Source organism: Rhodococcus sp. MSC1_016, assembly GCF_023667485.2.
Taxonomy (GTDB): Bacteria; Actinomycetota; Actinomycetes; order Mycobacteriales; family Mycobacteriaceae; genus Rhodococcus_F; species Rhodococcus_F oxybenzonivorans.
Map to the genome: position 1 here is coordinate 913,245 of NZ_JAMOZI020000001.1, position 16,270 is coordinate 929,514.

Consider the following 16,270-nt stretch of genomic DNA (forward strand, 5'->3'; position numbering starts at 1 on the left):
TTACGTATTACACTGTGGCGCACATCACGCAGTGGCTCAGTCCGAGTCCGTGTGACGCCCGTCAGGAGAGGTCTTCGATGTACAACTGGGATGTTCAGAACGCCATAGTGGCGTTCGTCGACTCGCTGAGGCCGTCATGGCCCGCTCAGCGCGAGCTGTACTACAGCGTGCTGTATGGATTTGCCGACATGCAGAGTCACTTGCTGACCCTGCTGGGTTACCCACCGGTCCCCTGATCCACTATTGACACATGGCCGTCGGCACCGCAGAAAAACGTGAACATACGGATGTTCTGGCAAGGGCCACCCTTGCCCTGCTGGTGTTCGACGGCCTTTTGTGTGCCGTCCTCGCCGTACTTTTCCTTCCGCTGTACCTCGGGGCGACGCCGTTCCCGGTGAGCATCCTCGTCGCCGGAGCGGTCAATGTGGCATTGGTGATCGCCGCGCGGTCCGCGACCGGCCGGGTGGGCGCCGCAGTCCTCCCACTCGTCGGGTGGATCGTGGGTTTCCTGCTCTGCATGCTCGGGGGGCCGGGCGGCGACGTTCTCCTGCTCGCGTCCGTGTGGACCCTGCTGCTGTTTCTCGGCGCGTTGATTCCGCCTGCCGCATATCTCTGGAAGGTCGGGTCGCCGCTGCCGCCCACGTCCCCAGTTCCTGCCTGAGCGCCTGGACCTCTGGGTACCCGACCTTCAGTACGCGACCGGGTGCTGCGGCTGATAGACCATCATCTCGCCGGCGCCGGGAATCCTCAGCGCGGTGGTCAGGCCGTACCCCTCGTCGCGAACGTCGCGGGTGAACTCGGCGCCCTTCGCCTTCAACTCGGCAACTGTCGCCTCGATGTCGTCGCAGACGAGCGAAATCTCATGGTGAGGCTGCGTCGACCACGGCTCCCCGCCGCGGTCGTCCGACGTGGGATGCACGCCCATCTCGGAGGGGCCGGTGCGGAAAATGAGCCACCCGCCTCCCGCGTCCACGTGGTCCCAGCCCAGCACGTCCCGGAAGAAGTCGCGGGCAGCTTCGGCGTCGTCGGCATAGACGAGCGTGTGCACGGCAGTGATCATCTCGTCAGCATAAGCCGGAACGTCCGTCACACTGGGACAATGTCGAACGATGAACTTGCGGGACTGACCATCGCCGTCACCGCCGAACGCCGAGCCGCGGAGTTCATCACGCTGCTCGAACGTCACGGTGCCACCGTGACGCACACACCTGCCATCCACGTGCTGCCGTTGGTCGACGACTCCGATCTGAAAGCGCGAACGGCCGACATCATCGCCTCTCCGCCGGACCTCGTCGTGATCAGTACGGCCGTCGGCTTCCGGGGGTGGATGGACGCCGCACGGGCCTGGGGTAACGACGAGGCCCTTGTCGGCGCGTTGAGCTCGGCACGCATCATCACCCGCGGTCCCAAAGCCAAGGGCGCCGTACGCGGTGCGGGCCTGCGGGAGGAGTGGTCGCCGGAGACGGAGTCGTCCGAGGAAGTGTCGCAACACCTCATCGCCGAGGGAGTGCAGGGGCTACACGTTGCGGTCCAACTGCACGGCACGATCACGGAGTGGGAACCGATCACCGATTTGAGCGTCTCCCTGGCCGAGGCGGGCGCGCGGACCACCGCGGTGTCGGTGTACCGGTGGATACGGCCCGTCGATCAACGACCCCTGCGGGCGCTGGTCGACGGCATCACCGGTGGTGACGTCGACGCGGTCACCTTCACCAGCGCGCCGGCGGTGTCCTCGCTGCTGAGCACTGCGAAGGACGTCGGACGCGTCGACGCTCTCGTCCGCGCGTTCAACGGGCCGGTGGCCGCGATCTGCGTCGGTTCGGTGACGGCGTCGCCTCTCACCGTGCTCGGTGTCGACACCATGCAACCCACCCGCTCACGGTTGGGCAGCATGGCCAAATACATCATCGAGGAACTGCCCAACCGGCGCCAACTGGGGTGAACGGCACTTTCGGCGCTTCAGACGGGTCGGATGTACCGTTCGCCCGGGGAGCCGGATCACCCCATCAACCCGGCCGCGCGTGCGGCGTCGGAGAGCACCGACTCGAGCATCGCGGGGGTGAGCCGGCCGGTGAAGGTGTTCTGCTGGCTGACGTGGTAACACCCGAACAGGTGCAGAGGGCCGGTCCGGCCGGCGAGTTCGACGTGGGCGCCGTGGCCGAACTTCGGGCGGGGTCGCGGGACGACCCATCCGGCGTCCTCCAGCACGGGCAGCAGTGCCTGCCAGCCGAATCCGCCGAGCACGATCACCGAGCGCAGCCGAGGCTGCAGGATTCTCAATTCGGCGTCGAGCCAGCGACGGCAGGTCTGCCGTTCCACAGGCGTGGGTTTGTTGTCGGGCGGCGCACAGTGCACGGGTGCCGTGACCCTGGTGCCGAACAGTTCGAGGCCGTCACCGATGTGCGTGGCGGTCGGCTGACTCGCCAGACCGACGGCATGCAGCGCCGCGTAGAGGAAGTCGCCGCTGCGGTCGCCGGTGAACATCCGCCCCGTCCGGTTTCCGCCGTGTGCGGCAGGAGCGAGTCCGACGATCAGCATGGCGGCGTCGGGTGGTCCGAATCCCGGAACGGGTCGGCCCCAGTATGTTTCGTTCCGGTAGGCGGCGCGCTTCTCGAGAGCCACCTTCTCTCGCCACTCCACCAGACGCGGGCAGGCGCGGCAGTCGACGAGTTCGGCGTCGAGGCGCGCAAGTTCGTTCAGCGGCGCGCCCACACGTCACCTCCCCCAGGAGTCACGGCCTCGACGAGAGTCCACGCCTGATCGGCGGGGAGGTCGATCACGAGGTACTTTCCGGTGCCCGCGGGGGTGGCGGCGATGACGGTGGCCACCCCCGACCGGCGTTGGAAGAACGTCTGGCGGACGGTCCAACCGATGATGCCGTTCGCCTCGAGGCTGTCGCGGGCCCGGTCGAGGGAGCCGCTGCGGGTGATCAGCCAACCGGGAAGAATCGCGTGGCCGAGCCCGCGGTACCGGTCCCAGGCGAGGGCAGCTCCGGCGACCGTGGCCACACCGATTCCTGCCCACACGGGCCAGATCACCGGACGGCCGACCCCCGCGAGGACGAGCGCGGCAAGCAGTGCGACACCCGCCGGGATCAGCGCCCTCGTGTATCGCCGCCGTCGTGCGGCAGCTCCGTGCGGCCTCAGTGCCACCGCGGCTTGACGACTGTCTCCGATCACCGTGGCCATCACCCGTTCGGCTTCACGGCGCGGCGCTTGGGGAAGCAGAAGCGAGGACTCGTGTTTCTCGGCGCTGACCCCGGTCATGACGGCGTCGAGCCGGGCACCGCCGGCCAGCCGGAGAAGCAACGGCTCCTTCAAGGTCGTGCCCCGCAACCGTGCACGGTCGAGCGTCGTCTGCCGGGTCTTCAGGAGACCGTGGCTGACGTGCAGTGTCCGTCCGTTGTCGGTGAGGGTCAGGTTGCCGTACGCCAGGAGATAGCGAATACATGCCAGTGCACTGGCAGCGATCAGGATTACGACGATTCCGAAGACCACCACGAGCGCGATACCGAGCCGCTCGGCCGATTCGATACCTTCGGTCACCGTCGAGGACCGTGCGATCTCGCGGGCGATTCCGTACTGGAATGCGATGCCGACGATCGCGCCGATGGTGACGACGCCCGTCAGCGAGAACGGGGCGTATCGCACCCAGGAGGGCCTCCAGTGCCCGATCTCGTGTACGGGACGCTCGGCGGTGATCGTGCCGGGTCCGGGCACTGTTTCGGGTGTGTGGGAGAGCAGTGCGGCGCGCAGATCCGGTACGAGGGCGGCGGAGAGGGCATTGAGTTCGAACTTCGCCGCGTCCGGCTTGGAACCGACCTGTTGTCCCGTGCCGATCCGGACGATCGATAATCCGAGCAGGCGATGCAGCACTCCCGCCTCGACGTCCACCGAGCGGATGCGGTTCCGGGGAATGGAGAGGAGTCGTTTGCGGAAGAGTCCCTGCCTCAATTGCACGTGGACGGGACCGATGCGGTAGCTCGTGGTGAACCAGCGCGAGAGGCCGAGTGCCACGAACGCCGCCACCGCGATCAGACCCCACACGTGGTTCCCACTCTGGCTGCCGACGATCAGCGACAGCAACAGGACGGGCAGCAGCTTCACGATCTCGCTCACCGGATGAACCAGCAGCATCCGCCGATCCAGGCGGAGCCAAGGTTGTTCTGCCTCGGCAGCGGCCGCGGCCTCCCCCTGAGCGAGGGGAGGCGCGACTCCGGGCGGCGGCGGCGCAGTCACGTGGCGTCGCCGACGTTGGTTCCGGCGATCTCGGTGAGCTGGGCCACGGTGCGATCTGCGGTGTCCTGGTCGAGGGCGGTGATCTTGACGGCACCGGCCGACGACGCCGTGGTCACAGTGACTGTGGCGAGACCGAGCATGCGGTCGATCGGGCCGCGTTCGGTGTCGACCGTCTGCACCCGGGAGATCGGGGCGATGCGCCGTTCCTGCGTGAACCATCCCGTGCGCGTGTATACGGCGGTGTCGCTGATCTCCCAGCGATGCACGCGATAGCGCCAGAACGGAACGACGGTGACATGCAACAGGGCGAGGACGACAGTGACGGCTGCAACGCTGATCTGAGCCCAGGTCGGCCACCAGGTGCCGACGAAGGCACCCACCGCCTGGAGGGCGAAGACCGGGAGCCACAAGAGTGCGGCGTTGATGGCCCACAGCTGCCTGGCTCGCGGGCTGGGCCGCCACAGCGGATCGGCCATGGTGACGGTAGCGGGCGCACTCATGCCCCTACTTTGGCCGTGCACCGGCATTCTGTCGAGAACAGACCTATCGTGGGAGGACCCCCGAAGCGAAAGGAGCGCAGACATGACGTCATTCGATGCGGCCAACTCTCCGGAGGTTCCCGAGGCCGACCGTCTTGAGCAGGAACTGGCCGTCGACGACGAGCCCACTGACCAGGTAGAAGGGGTGTCGTCCTTGGAAGTGAACGAGGCGGATGCCGCGGAGCAGAGCCGAGTCGTCCCGGACGACGAAGACTATCCGCGCGAATAGCGTTACGGGCCGCTCGGGGGAGTCTGAGTGGCACGTGCGCGAGTGGGTGGCGCATGATCGCTGGGTGACCCATTCAGGTGAAGAGACCGGCCGGCCCACCATGCTTCCCATACCGGGTATTCGAGCGGCGACCTCGACTGGCGCATCGGTGCAGGAAGTGGCACCTTCTGCCTCGGCTATGCGGCGTGTGTTGCGGCGTGCCCGGGACGGTGCGACGTTGAATGTCGACGAGGCCACTGTTCTGTTGCAGGCGCGTGGTGATGATCTGGTCGATCTGTGTGCGTCGGCGGCGAAGGTGCGTGATGCGGGGTTGCTGGCGGCGGGCAGACCCGGGGCGGTCACGTATTCACGCAAGGTGTTCATTCCGTTGACGCGGTTGTGCCGCGACAAGTGTCATTACTGCACGTTCGTGACCGTGCCGGGCAAGCTGCGGGCCGAGGGCCGGGGTGCGTATCTCGAGCCGGACGAGGTGCTCGAGATCGCCCGCCGGGGCGCTGAACTGGGGTGCAAGGAGGCCCTGTTCACGTTGGGTGATCGTCCCGAGGATCGGTGGCCCGAGGCCAAGCAGTGGCTCGACGAGCGCGGTTACGATTCGACGCTCGACTATCTGCGGGCGATGTCGATCCGGGTGCTCGAGGAGACTGGGCTGTTGCCGCACCTGAATCCCGGGGTGATGAACTGGGAAGAGATCTCCCGCCTCAAGCCGGTGGCGCCGTCGATGGGGATGATGCTCGAGACCACGGCCACCCGGTTGTTCACCGACAAGGGTGAATGCCATTACGGCAGCCCGGACAAGGATCCGGCGGTGCGGCTGCGCACGCTCACCGACGCGGGGCGGTTGAACGTGCCGTTCACGACGGGGATTTTGGTGGGTATCGGCGAGAGCGTGCGCGAGCGGGCCGAGTCGATCATGGCGATCCGCAAATCGCACAAGGCGTTCGGGCACATTCAGGAAGTGATCATCCAGAACTTCCTGGCCAAACCGGATACCGCGATGCGCGATGTCCCCGATGCCGGTCTCGACGAATTTCTGGCGTCGATTGCGGTATCGCGGTTGCTGCTCGGGCCGGGGATGCGGATCCAGTCACCGCCCAACCTGGTTTCGAACACCGAATGTGCGGCGTTGCTCGGTGCCGGTGTCGACGACTGGGGTGGGGTGTCGCCGTTGACCCCGGACCATGTGAACCCCGAACGGCCGTGGCCGAATCTGGACACCCTGGCCGAGATCACCGCGCAGGCCGGGTTCGTGCTCACCGAACGCACGGCGGCGCAGCCACAGTTCGTGCTCGCCGGCTCGCCGTGGATCGATCCGCGGATCCTCGGGCACGTGCAGGCCCTCGCCGACCCGGATACGGGGTTGGCGCGGCCGGAGACTGTCCCGGTCGGGTTGCCGTGGCAGGAGCCGGACGAGTCGTGGGAGTCGACCGGGCGGGTGGATCTGCACACCGGAATCGATACCGACGGCCGCAACACCGACACCCGCAGCGACCTGGGCAGTGCGTTCGGGGACTGGGAGACCGTCCGCGAGCAGGTCCTCGAACTCAGTGGCCCGGTGCGGGTGGACACCGATGTGCTGGCGGCGTTGCGCAGCGCCGAACGCGATCCGGCCGGATGCACCGACGACGAGTACCTGGCGTTGGCCACGGCCGAGGGTCCGGGACTCGAGGCGATGGTGGCGTTGGCCGACGCCCTGCGCCAGGAGGCGGTCGGCGACGAGGTCACGTATGTGGTGAACCGGAACATCAACTTCACCAACATCTGCTACACCGGCTGCCGGTTCTGCGCGTTCGCGCAACGCAAGGGTGATGCGGATGCGTTCACCCTGTCGACGTCGGAGGTCGCGGACCGGGCGTGGGAGGCGCACGTCGCCGGGGCGACGGAGGTCTGCATGCAGGGGGGGATCGATCCGGAGTTGCCGGTCACCGGGTACGCCGATCTGGTGCGGGCGGTGAAGAAGCGGGTGCCGTCGATGCACGTGCATGCGTTCTCCCCGATGGAGATCGTCAACGGTGCCGCCAAGGGTGGGCAGAGCATCCGGGACTGGCTCACCGAATTGCGGGAGGCGGGTCTGGACACCATCCCGGGCACGGCCGCGGAGATCCTCGACGACGAGGTCCGCTGGGTGCTGACGAAGGGGAAGTTGCCCACGGCCACCTGGGTCGAGGTGGTCACCACCGCGCACGAGGTGGGGCTGCGGTCGAGTTCGACGATGATGTACGGCCACGTCGACAACCCGAAGCACTGGGTGGGGCATCTGCGGGTGCTGTCCGGAATCCAGGACCGGACCGGTGGTTTCACCGAGTTCGTGCCGTTGCCGTTCGTGCATCAGAGCGCGCCGCTGTATCTCGCGGGTGCCTCGCGTCCTGGCCCGACCAACCGCGACAACCGCGCGGTGCACGCGCTGGCCCGGATCATGCTGCACGGGCGGATCCCGAACATTCAGACCAGTTGGGTCAAGCTCGGTGTCACGGGTACTCAGGTGATGTTGCAGGGCGGTGCCAACGATCTCGGTGGCACCCTGATGGAGGAAACCATCTCCCGGATGGCCGGGTCCGAGCACGGTTCGGAGAAGACCGTCGCCGAACTACGGGCCATCGCCGAGGGGATCGGCCGCCCGGCACGCGAACGCACCACCACCCACGCCCGACGCGAAGGAAGGTCACCGGCAGCATGAGCGATACGGATCGGCTCGGAGACGACAAGGTCGTCGCGATACTGGATCGGGCCGCGCGCGGCATCAACCCTGTGCTCGATCTGGCACTGACGGACCCGTTCGGAATCAAGGGCCGGACGTTCGTCCCGACACCGGAGGAGCGCAGCGCCGCAGAAGCCCTGCTCGACGGCATCGCCTGGGTGCTGGACACGATCCAGTTCCCGGGAACGGCGTCGTGGGAGAAGGCGACCGACGACGAACGCGCTCGGTGGTGGGTGACGCGCATCGGGGCACTCAACACGATCGCGGTCGCGTTTCCGGGCATGTTCGGCGTTCTCCTGAACCGATTGCCCATCCGAGACCTGCTCGGGTTCGCGAACCAGGCTCTGGTACTCGTCGCCGTCGCGCGGGAGCACGGTGTCACCGAGCGGGCCGAGCAGGTGGAGCTGCTGGCATCGGTGCTGTGCCGGCGTGAGGCCGACGCTCGCGCCCTGTCTGCCGACGGTGACGAGCCCCGCCCCGACACAGGGGAGTCGTCGTGGCGTCCGTTCGCACTGATAGGCGTCTTGTGGCGCACGGCCCGCACGCTGCGTGCACTCACCACCGAGCTCGATCAACGGCCGGGGCCGGGTAGCACCTACTCTCTGCTCGGCAACGTGCCGGTGATCGGTGTGGTGGCCGCGTATCTCGGTGAACGGGGAGCGCTGGCGCGGGCGGCGAAGCAGGGTGAGCAATGGATCAGCTCCCGTGCGGCGCTCACCCCGGGACTGCGCCGGGTCAGGTAACCCTCAGCGAAAAGTGGGAGTCCGGGCAGGGGATAATAGGGTCTTCTGCGGGTCTTCCGCAGCTCGTTGGTGGCGTCAGAAAGGCAGGGAGAGCGGCAGTGCCCTACACGATTGCTGAACCGTGCGTAGATGTGTTGGACAAGGCATGTATCGAGGAGTGCCCTGTCGACTGCATCTACGAGGGCGGGCGGATGCTCTACATCCATCCCGACGAGTGTGTGGACTGCGGTGCCTGTGAACCTGTCTGCCCGGTAGAAGCCATCTTCTATGAAGACGACGTCCCGGAACAGTGGAACGGCTACATCGCCGCCAACGTCGATTTCTTCGACGACCTCGGATCCCCCGGTGGCGCAGCGAAGTTGGGCAAGGTCGATTACGACCCACCGTTCATCAAGGCGTTGCCGCCCATGGGCGAGGACTAGATGTGCCGCGTATCTCGGTAGCCAAGGCACTTCCCGACTTTCCCTGGGACTCGCTCGAGTCGGCCAAGGCGAAAGCACTCGCGCACCCGGGCGGCATCGTCAACCTGTCGGTGGGCACGCCCGTCGATCCCGTTGCGCCGATCATCCAGGAGGCGCTGGCCGCGGTCGCGGCTGTCCCCGGATATCCGACGACGCACGGCACGGAGGAGTTACGTGTCGCTGCCGTCGAGTCGCTGAAACGCCGGTACGGGATCGCGGGGATCGATCCGGTCTCGGTGCTCCCCGCCATCGGTACCAAGGAACTGATCGCCTGGCTGCCCAGCCTCCTCGGGCTCGGGTCCGACGATCTGGTGGTCATTCCGGAACTCGCGTACCCCACGTACGAGGTGGGGGCGCTTCTCGCGGGGGCCCGCGTGATCCGCGCCGACGGGCTCAACCGGTTGGGGCCGGAGGCTGCGTCCCTCATCTTCGTCAATTCGCCGTCCAACCCCACCGGCAAGGTGCTGGGCCTCGAACATCTGCGCAAGGTGGTCGACTGGGCGCGGCGGCGCGGCGCCCTCGTCGTCTCGGACGAGTGCTACCTGGGACTTACCTGGGAGGGTGAGGCGCTGTCGATCCTCGACGAGCGGGTGAACGACGGCGATCTCACCGGCTTGCTCGCCGTGCACTCCCTGTCGAAGACGTCGAATCTTGCGAGCTACCGCGCCGGATTCGTCACCGGTGATCCCGTGCTGGTTGCCGAACTCCTCGAGGTGCGCAAGCACGCTGGGATGATGGTGCCACTGCCCATCCAGTCGGCGATGACGGCCGCGCTCTCCGACGACGAGCACGAGAACGAGCAGCGCGAGCGCTATCGTCGTCGCCGCGACATCCTCCTCGCCGCAGTACGGGGTGCCGGGTTCACCGTCGACGATTCCGAGGCCGGGCTTTACATCTGGGCCACCCGCGGTGAGTCGTGCCGCGACACCGTCGAGTGGTTCGCCGCTCGCGGCATTCTCGTCGCCCCGGGGGAGTTCTACGGTCCCCGCGGCGGCACGCATGTGCGGATCGCCCTGACGGCCAGTGACGAGCGGATCGAGGCGGCGGCCGAGCGGTTGCGCTGAGTGCGGTGGTTCGCGGTGACAGGATTGTGTCCGTGAACCTCGACGATGTCGCCGACGAGTTGTACGGCCTCGACCCCGGCGAGTTCGTCGCGGCGCGCAGTGCTCGGGTGGAAGCGGCCCGTGAGGCTGGGGATCGTGCGCTGGCGACTGCCATCGGGAAGCTGCGGAAACCGACGACGGTGGGGTGGCTGGTCAACCTACTCTCGCGCGAGTTGCCGGAGGAGGTGGGCGCGCTTTTGCAGTTGGGGGAGGCGCTTCGGGACGCTCAACGTCATCTGTCGGGGCCGGACCTTCGGAAACTGTCCGCCCAACGGCAGCAGGCAGTGAGCGCCCTCGCGCGCCGGGCGGGGGACATTGCGGCCGAGCGCGGGCGGCAGGTCGGTGAAGACGCTTTACGCGAGGTGGGGCAGACGCTCACAGCGGCGCTCGCCGATTCCGACACGGCGGATCAGGTTCGGCTCGGCCGGATGGTGACTGCTGCGAGTTACAGCGGTTTCGGTCCGGCCGGACTGAGTGTCGTCTCGGGGAAGCCGGCGAAGAAGAGCGAGAAATCGGGGAGCTCGCCCGCGTCGGACGCGGGTTCGTCCGCGAAGTCGGCTACCGAGTCCAAGCCGAGGTCGGCATCTCGGAAGGACACGAAGTCGGAGGCGCGCAAGCGCGACGCCGAGCGAGCGGCCGCCGAGACGGAGCTCGCCGAGGCCACGTCCCAAGCGGAGGAGATCCGGGACGCGCTGGGCAGTGCGCGGTCGGAACTCGAACAGGCGCGCTCGACGCTGGCGGAGATCGACCGGCGCATCGAGGAGTTGCGCGCGGAACTCGAACACGCTGAGCAGGAACGGCAGTTCACCCGGAACGCCGAGAAGGCGTCGGCGGAGAGCGTGCGTCGGACGGAACGGGAACTCGACCGGGCCGAACAGCGGGTGGACGAAGCGAAGCAGGCGGTCCGGGATCTTCGGTGAGCACTTGACCTCCAGCGTGGTTCAGGTTTTAGCGTGAGTTCATGCCCTTCACAGACGACGAACTCGCGTACCTGTCCACTCAGCGCCTCGGACGCATCGCGACGGTCCAGCCCGACGGGACTTTGCAGGTCAGCCCTGTCGGCTTCCACTACAACCCCACGACGTCGACGATCGACATTCAGGGCTATCGCATGGCGGCGAGCCGGAAGTTCCGCAACGTCGCCGACAACGGGCGGGTGGCCTTCGTGGTAGATGATGTTCCTTCCGTCGATCCGTGGCGGGTGCGGTGCGTCGAGATCCGCGGCCGGGGGGAGGCGATCGACGCGGACGCTGCGCAGACGCAGGGCCTCGGTGGCCCGACGATTCGTATCCATCCGCGTCGCATCATCAGTTTCGGTCTCGGCGCCGCCGACCAGGACGTGCATCAGATGGTCTCGAACGCCCGCGACGTGTAGTCGCGGCCAAAACCGGATGGCTCCCCCTCTCCGGCGCTAACCTGGGCACAGGGTCCAACTCGGTCGGGTGTCCCGTCCGAAAAGTTCCCGTCACAGTTCGTTCCCGGTCACAGTTCCTCACGATCTGAGGGCAGGAGGCAGGCAGCATGGACGCCATCACCCAGGTTCCGGTGCCCACCAATGAGCCGGTCCACTCGTACGCGCCGGGCAGTCCCGAACGCGCACGAATCAAGACCGCACTCGGCGACATCGCGACAAATCCCATCGACATCCCGCACGTGATCGGCGGGACGCATCGGCACGGCGCCGGTGACCGTGTCGACGTCGTGCAACCACACAGGCACTCCGCGGTGCTCGGCACGCTGCGCAACGCGACCCACGACGACGCATCAGCGGCCATCGACGCCGCCACAGCAGCAGCGCCGGAATGGCGGGCGCTGTCTTTCGACGACCGAGCAGCAGTCCTCCTGCGTGCCGCCGACCTGCTGTCGGGACCGTGGCGGGAGACGCTGGCGGCGGCCACGATGCTGGGCCAGTCCAAGTCGGTGCAACAAGCGGAAATCGACGCACCGTGTGAATTGATCGACTTCTGGCGTTTCAACGTTCATTTCGCCCGGCAGATACTCGCCGATCAGCCGATCTCGTCACCGGGTGTGTGGAACCGGCTCGAATACCGGCCGCTCGAGGGTTTCGTCTACGCAATCACCCCGTTCAACTTCAGTGCCATCGCCGGAAACCTGCCTACCGCGCCGGCGCTGATGGGTAACACGGTGGTGTGGAAGCCGTCGTCGACGCAGACCGTCGCGGCGTACTGGACCATCAAGCTGCTCGAGGCCGCCGGAATGCCACCGGGCGTCATCAATCTGGTGACCGGCAGTGGGCAGGCCGTGTCCGAGGTGGCGTTGAGCGATCCCCGTCTCGCCGGGATCCACTTCACCGGGTCGACCCGGACGTTTCAGCACCTGTGGCGGCAGATCGGGGAGAACATCGGCAACTATGCCGGTTATCCGCGGCTGGTCGGCGAGACCGGAGGCAAGGATTTCGTGGTTGCGCACGCCTCGGCGGACGAGGACGTACTGCGCACCGCGTTGATCCGGGGAGCGTTCGAATATCAGGGGCAGAAGTGCTCGGCGGCGTCCCGCGCCTACGTACCGAAGTCCTTGTGGCACAGGATGCGCGACACCTTCACCGCGGAAGTCGACGCGCTCACCTACGGTGACGTCACCGATCTCGAGAACTTCGGCGGCGCTCTCATCGACCGCCGCGCGTACGAGAAGAACGTCGCGGCCATCGAGCGCGCACGCGCCACCACCGGCGTCGAGATCGCCGTGGGCGGCAAGTACGACGACAGCGTCGGGTACTTCGTCCGTCCGACCGTGCTGCTCGCCGACGACCCGGTGGACGAGGCGATGACCACCGAGTACTTCGGCCCGATCCTCACCGTGCACGTCTACGACGATTCGGCGCCCGGTGCCTTCGCCGACATCCTCGGCGCGGTCGATACGGCGGCCCCGTACGCGCTGACAGGGGCCGTGATCGCCGACGACCGCCGTGCGGTGGAAGCTGCCACCTCCGCGTTGCGGTTCACCGCGGGGAACTTCTACGTCAACGACAAACCGACCGGAGCCGTGGTCGGACAGCAACCCTTCGGTGGCGCCCGCGCCTCGGGTACCAACGACAAGGCCGGCTCCAAGCTGAACCTTCTGCGGTGGGTGTCGGCGCGCACGATCAAGGAGACGTTCTCGCCCGCCACCGACTATCGCTACCCACACATGGGGTCGGAATGAAAGCGCCCGCGTCCCTCGCGAATCCGCTTCGGCCGGCGATCCTCGCGGCCTCGCGTTCGTCCCGGGTGAAACGGGCGGTCACGGGCACACCGGTCACCCGCAAGCTCGTCGATCGATTCATCGCCGGCGACGACCGGAACTCGGTTCTGCGCACGGTCCGCGACCTCCTCGACTCGGGTCGCTCCGTCTCCATCGATTTCCTCGGTGAGGACACCCGTGACGAGGAGGGAGCGCGGGCAACGGTCGACGAGTATCTGCAACTCGTCGCCGCCCTCGGAGCGTTACCCGAGGCGGCGCCCGGCGGGTCGGGCGTGCGCCGGCTCGAAGTGTCGATGAAGTTGTCGGCGCTCGGGCTGGCGCTCCCGGACCGTGGAACCGAAGTGGCCACCGAGAACGCCCGCACTATCTGCGCGGCCGCGGAGGCCTCCGGTGTCTGGGTCACCGTGGACGCCGAGGATCACACCACCACCGATTCGACTCTCTCGATCGTGCGCGAACTCCGGCGGGACTACCCCTGGCTGGGGGCCGTGCTGCAGTCGTATCTGCGGCGTACCGAACAGGACTGCCGCGAACTGGCGGGTGCCGGCTCCCGGGTTCGTCTCTGCAAGGGTGCCTATCAGGAGCCGGAGTCGGTGGCGTTCAAAGACCGTGCTGCGGTCGACGCGTCGTATCTACGGTGCCTCGAGGTTCTGATCGACGGATCGGGTTACCCGATGGTGGCGTCGCACGATCCGGCAGTCATCGCTGCAGTCGGGCCACTTGTGACGAAATCAGGGCGCGCATCCTCAGAATACGAGCACCAGATGTTGTTCGGCATCCGAGACCTCGAACAACGCAGGCTCGCGGGTGAGGGCAAGCAGGTTCGGGTGTACGTACCGTACGGAACTCAGTGGTATGCCTACTTCATGCGCCGCCTCGCGGAGCGTCCCTCGAACTTGCGATTCTTCCTCCGGTCGGTGGTCAGCAGGCACTGACATGGTGTGCCACGGACACGGGGCCGGGCCTGCGCCGTTGTAGAGTTTCGCGGTGACCACTTCAGTCGAAGGATGGACCGGTGCGGTCCTCTTCGCGGTGGTCCTCGTGCTGTCTGCGCTGCTCGGGCAGGTTCTCGTCGGCTACCGACTGCCGGCTCACCCGCCCCGGACCGCCGTCGTGCTGTGGTCGGTGGTCGCAGTTCCGTCGCTGCTGCAGTTCGTGTTTCCGGCGATTCTCGATGCGTTCGATCGGGAGCCCGACCGGATCAGGGACGACCAGTGGTGGCGCATCGTCACCTCCGTCGCGGTTCAGGACGGCGGGATCGCCGGCACGCTGCTGAATCTGGCGGTTCTCGCGTGGGTGGCGCCGCTGGCGGTGAAGGTGTGGGGGAGCGCCCGGACGGTCCTGCTGTTCGTGGCCGGTCAAGTCATCTTCGGATTGTTCACCGCTTTTCTCTTTCCTTCCTCCGGCGCCGGCAACTCGGGAGCCACCCTCACACTCGTGGCCTCCATCGCCGGGCTGGTGGTCATGCAGTCGAAGGAATGGCGATCCCTCGCCCTCAGTGCCGGGGTGGTGCTGGCGGGTGTTCTGCTCGTCGCGGTAGGCGACGCTCACGGACTCGCGGTGCTCACCGGGGCATTGCTGGGCGCCGCCCTGGCGACCGTCAGTCCGCCCGTGGGAGACCCGGCCGGCGCCGCCCGCCCCCTGTGAGAAGCTGTCCCTGTGCTTCTGCGATCCCTGAATCCTGTGGCCGTCGCCCGCGGCGACGACATTCCTGACGCCGTCCGGATCGGCGATTCCACACTGTCGCGCAGTGATGTGCTCGGCGCAGCGACCTCCGTGGCGGAACGGGTCTCGCGCGCAGACCGGGTCGCGATCCTCGCCACCCCCAGCGTGACGACTGTGCTCGCGGTGGTGGGTTGTCTCATCGCCGGCGTCGCCGCCGTGCCCGTTCCACCCGATTCGGGTCGCGCGGAGCTCGAACACATCCTGCGTGACTCAGGGGCCCAGGCGTGGCTCGGCGAGGCTCCGCAGAACGCCGCGGGGCTGCCCGTCATCCCGGTCCGGCTTCACGCCCGCTCCTGGCACAGCTACCCCGAGCCGCCCGACACGGCCACCGCATTCATCCTCTACACCTCCGGGACGACGGGACCGCCGAAGGGCGTACTCCTCAGCCGGAAGGCGATTGCGGCCGGACTCGACGCGCTCGCCGAGGCATGGGAGTGGACCGGCGCCGACACCGTGGTGCACGGACTCCCGCTCTTCCACATCCACGGGCTGATTCTCGGGGTGCTCGGACCGCTACGGTTCGGCGGCCCGCTCGTGCACACCGTCAAACCGGTCCCCAAGGCGTACGCCGCCGCCCGCGGAACGATGTACTTCGGCGTTCCGACGGTGTGGAGCCGCATCGCCGACGACCCCGAGTCGGCTCGTGCGCTGTCGAGTGCGCGGTTGCTGGTGTCGGGCAGTGCGCCTCTTCCGGTGCCCGTGTTCGACAAGATCCGCGAGCTGACCGGCCTCGCACTGATCGAGCGCTACGGGATGAGCGAGACGATGCTGACCCTCAGTACGCGGGCGGACGGGGAGCGTCGCCCCGGCTGGGTCGGCGTTCCCCTTCGCGGTGTCGAGACCCGGCTGCGGGACGAACGCGGCGGTGACGTTCCCCGCGATGGGAAATCGATAGGCGGACTGCAGGTGCGGGGTCCGATGCTGTTCGACGGATATCTGGGCCGTCCGGAGGCGACCGCCCAATCGTGGACCGAGGACGGTTGGTTCAAGACCGGCGACGTCGCCGTCATCGACCCAGGGGGGTTTCATCGCATCGTCGGACGCGAATCCACGGACCTCATCAAGTCGGGCGGTTTCCGGGTCGGGGCGGGCGAGGTGGAGACTTCGCTGCTCGGTCACCCGAGTGTGCGGGAAGCGGCGGTGGTCGGCGTTCCCGATCCCGACCTCGGCCAGCGACTGGTCGCCTTCGTGGTGGGGGAGAACGTCTCGGAGTCCGAGTTGATCGACCACGTCGCCGCCGAACTGTCGGTGCACAAGCGACCCCGCGAAATCAGGGTGGTCGACTCCCTGCCCCGCAACGCCATGGGAAAGGTGCAGAAGAACCAACTCTTCTGAC

General features: G+C 67.3%; 18 protein-coding genes. 14 read left to right on the forward strand and 4 right to left on the reverse strand.

Annotated features, from left to right (window positions below):
- Positions 1-77: 77 nt before the first annotated feature.
- Positions 78-236 carry a hypothetical protein gene (locus L1080_RS04140; RefSeq protein WP_201453444.1) on the forward strand — a complete coding sequence of 53 codons (159 nt, stop codon included), beginning with the start codon at positions 78-80 and terminating at the stop codon, positions 234-236.
- A gap of 14 nt (positions 237-250) precedes the next feature.
- Entirely contained in the window at positions 251-661 is a 411-nt protein-coding gene (locus L1080_RS04145; RefSeq protein WP_159925388.1) for a hypothetical protein, read from the forward strand.
- Between the two features lie 27 nt (positions 662-688).
- Here L1080_RS04145 and L1080_RS04150 read toward each other — a convergent pair whose 3' ends face one another.
- Positions 689-1,060: a VOC family protein gene (locus L1080_RS04150; RefSeq protein ID WP_109331918.1), complete on the reverse strand. Its 372-nt coding sequence runs from the start codon at positions 1,058-1,060 to the stop codon at positions 689-691.
- 39 nt (positions 1,061-1,099) lie between these two features.
- Here L1080_RS04150 and L1080_RS04155 point away from each other — a divergent pair, with 39 nt between their 5' ends.
- Entirely contained in the window at positions 1,100-1,942 is an 843-nt protein-coding gene (locus L1080_RS04155) for a uroporphyrinogen-III synthase (RefSeq protein WP_159925390.1), read from the forward strand.
- A 56-nt stretch (positions 1,943-1,998) separates the two neighbouring features.
- On the opposite strand, the gene L1080_RS04160 is transcribed toward L1080_RS04155, so the two are convergent.
- Genes L1080_RS04160 through L1080_RS04170 form a run of 3 tightly spaced genes read right to left on the reverse strand, consistent with a single transcriptional unit; the run spans position 1,999 to position 4,738 of the window.
- A complete protein-coding gene (locus tag L1080_RS04160) occupies positions 1,999-2,712 on the reverse strand; it encodes a uracil-DNA glycosylase (RefSeq protein WP_250776665.1) in 714 nt (237 codons plus the stop codon).
- Positions 2,697-4,238 carry a PH domain-containing protein gene (locus L1080_RS04165; protein WP_250776666.1) on the reverse strand — a complete coding sequence of 514 codons (1,542 nt, stop codon included), beginning with the start codon at positions 4,236-4,238 and terminating at the stop codon, positions 2,697-2,699. The genes L1080_RS04160 and L1080_RS04165 overlap by 16 nt, the downstream gene beginning before the upstream one ends.
- On the reverse strand, positions 4,235-4,738 hold the full coding sequence (locus tag L1080_RS04170) for a PH domain-containing protein (protein ID WP_159925396.1): 504 nt from the start codon (positions 4,736-4,738) through the stop codon (positions 4,235-4,237). The genes L1080_RS04165 and L1080_RS04170 overlap by 4 nt, the downstream gene beginning before the upstream one ends.
- An 82-nt stretch (positions 4,739-4,820) precedes the next feature.
- Between L1080_RS04170 and L1080_RS04175 the strand changes: the two genes are divergently transcribed.
- The 11 genes from L1080_RS04175 (at position 4,821) to L1080_RS04225 (ending at position 16,269) form a co-directional block, all read left to right on the forward strand.
- Positions 4,821-5,006: a hypothetical protein gene (locus tag L1080_RS04175; RefSeq protein WP_109331905.1), complete on the forward strand. Its 186-nt coding sequence runs from the start codon at positions 4,821-4,823 to the stop codon at positions 5,004-5,006.
- A gap of 100 nt (positions 5,007-5,106) precedes the next feature.
- Positions 5,107-7,680, forward strand: coding sequence for a bifunctional FO biosynthesis protein CofGH (locus tag L1080_RS04180; RefSeq protein ID WP_250776676.1), 2,574 nt, complete (start codon positions 5,107-5,109; stop codon positions 7,678-7,680).
- Positions 7,677-8,444, forward strand: a complete 768-nt coding sequence (locus L1080_RS04185; protein WP_159925398.1) for a hypothetical protein — start codon at positions 7,677-7,679, stop codon at positions 8,442-8,444. The genes L1080_RS04180 and L1080_RS04185 overlap by 4 nt, the downstream gene beginning before the upstream one ends.
- Before the next feature lie 98 nt (positions 8,445-8,542).
- On the forward strand, positions 8,543-8,866 hold the full coding sequence (fdxA, locus tag L1080_RS04190; protein WP_109331903.1) for a ferredoxin: 324 nt from the start codon (positions 8,543-8,545) through the stop codon (positions 8,864-8,866).
- Between the two features lie 2 nt (positions 8,867-8,868).
- A complete protein-coding gene (dapC, locus tag L1080_RS04195) occupies positions 8,869-9,969 on the forward strand; it encodes a succinyldiaminopimelate transaminase (RefSeq protein ID WP_250776667.1) in 1,101 nt (366 codons plus the stop codon).
- 32 nt (positions 9,970-10,001) lie between these two features.
- Positions 10,002-10,928: a hypothetical protein gene (locus tag L1080_RS04200; protein WP_250776668.1), complete on the forward strand. Its 927-nt coding sequence runs from the start codon at positions 10,002-10,004 to the stop codon at positions 10,926-10,928.
- 41 nt (positions 10,929-10,969) lie between these two features.
- Positions 10,970-11,383, forward strand: coding sequence for a PPOX class F420-dependent oxidoreductase (locus L1080_RS04205; protein WP_250776669.1), 414 nt, complete (start codon positions 10,970-10,972; stop codon positions 11,381-11,383).
- 146 nt (positions 11,384-11,529) lie between these two features.
- Positions 11,530-13,170 (forward strand): L-glutamate gamma-semialdehyde dehydrogenase, encoded by a 1,641-nt coding sequence (gene pruA, locus L1080_RS04210; RefSeq protein WP_159925402.1) that lies wholly within the window; start codon positions 11,530-11,532, stop codon positions 13,168-13,170.
- Positions 13,167-14,144, forward strand: coding sequence for a proline dehydrogenase family protein (locus L1080_RS04215; RefSeq protein ID WP_250776670.1), 978 nt, complete (start codon positions 13,167-13,169; stop codon positions 14,142-14,144). Before pruA ends, L1080_RS04215 begins: the two co-directional genes overlap by 4 nt.
- Positions 14,145-14,196: 52 nt before the next feature.
- Entirely contained in the window at positions 14,197-14,856 is a 660-nt protein-coding gene (locus L1080_RS04220; protein WP_159925404.1) for a rhomboid family intramembrane serine protease, read from the forward strand.
- A gap of 12 nt (positions 14,857-14,868) precedes the next feature.
- Positions 14,869-16,269 carry an acyl-CoA synthetase gene (locus L1080_RS04225; protein ID WP_250776671.1) on the forward strand — a complete coding sequence of 467 codons (1,401 nt, stop codon included), beginning with the start codon at positions 14,869-14,871 and terminating at the stop codon, positions 16,267-16,269.
- Position 16,270 lies beyond the last annotated feature (1 nt).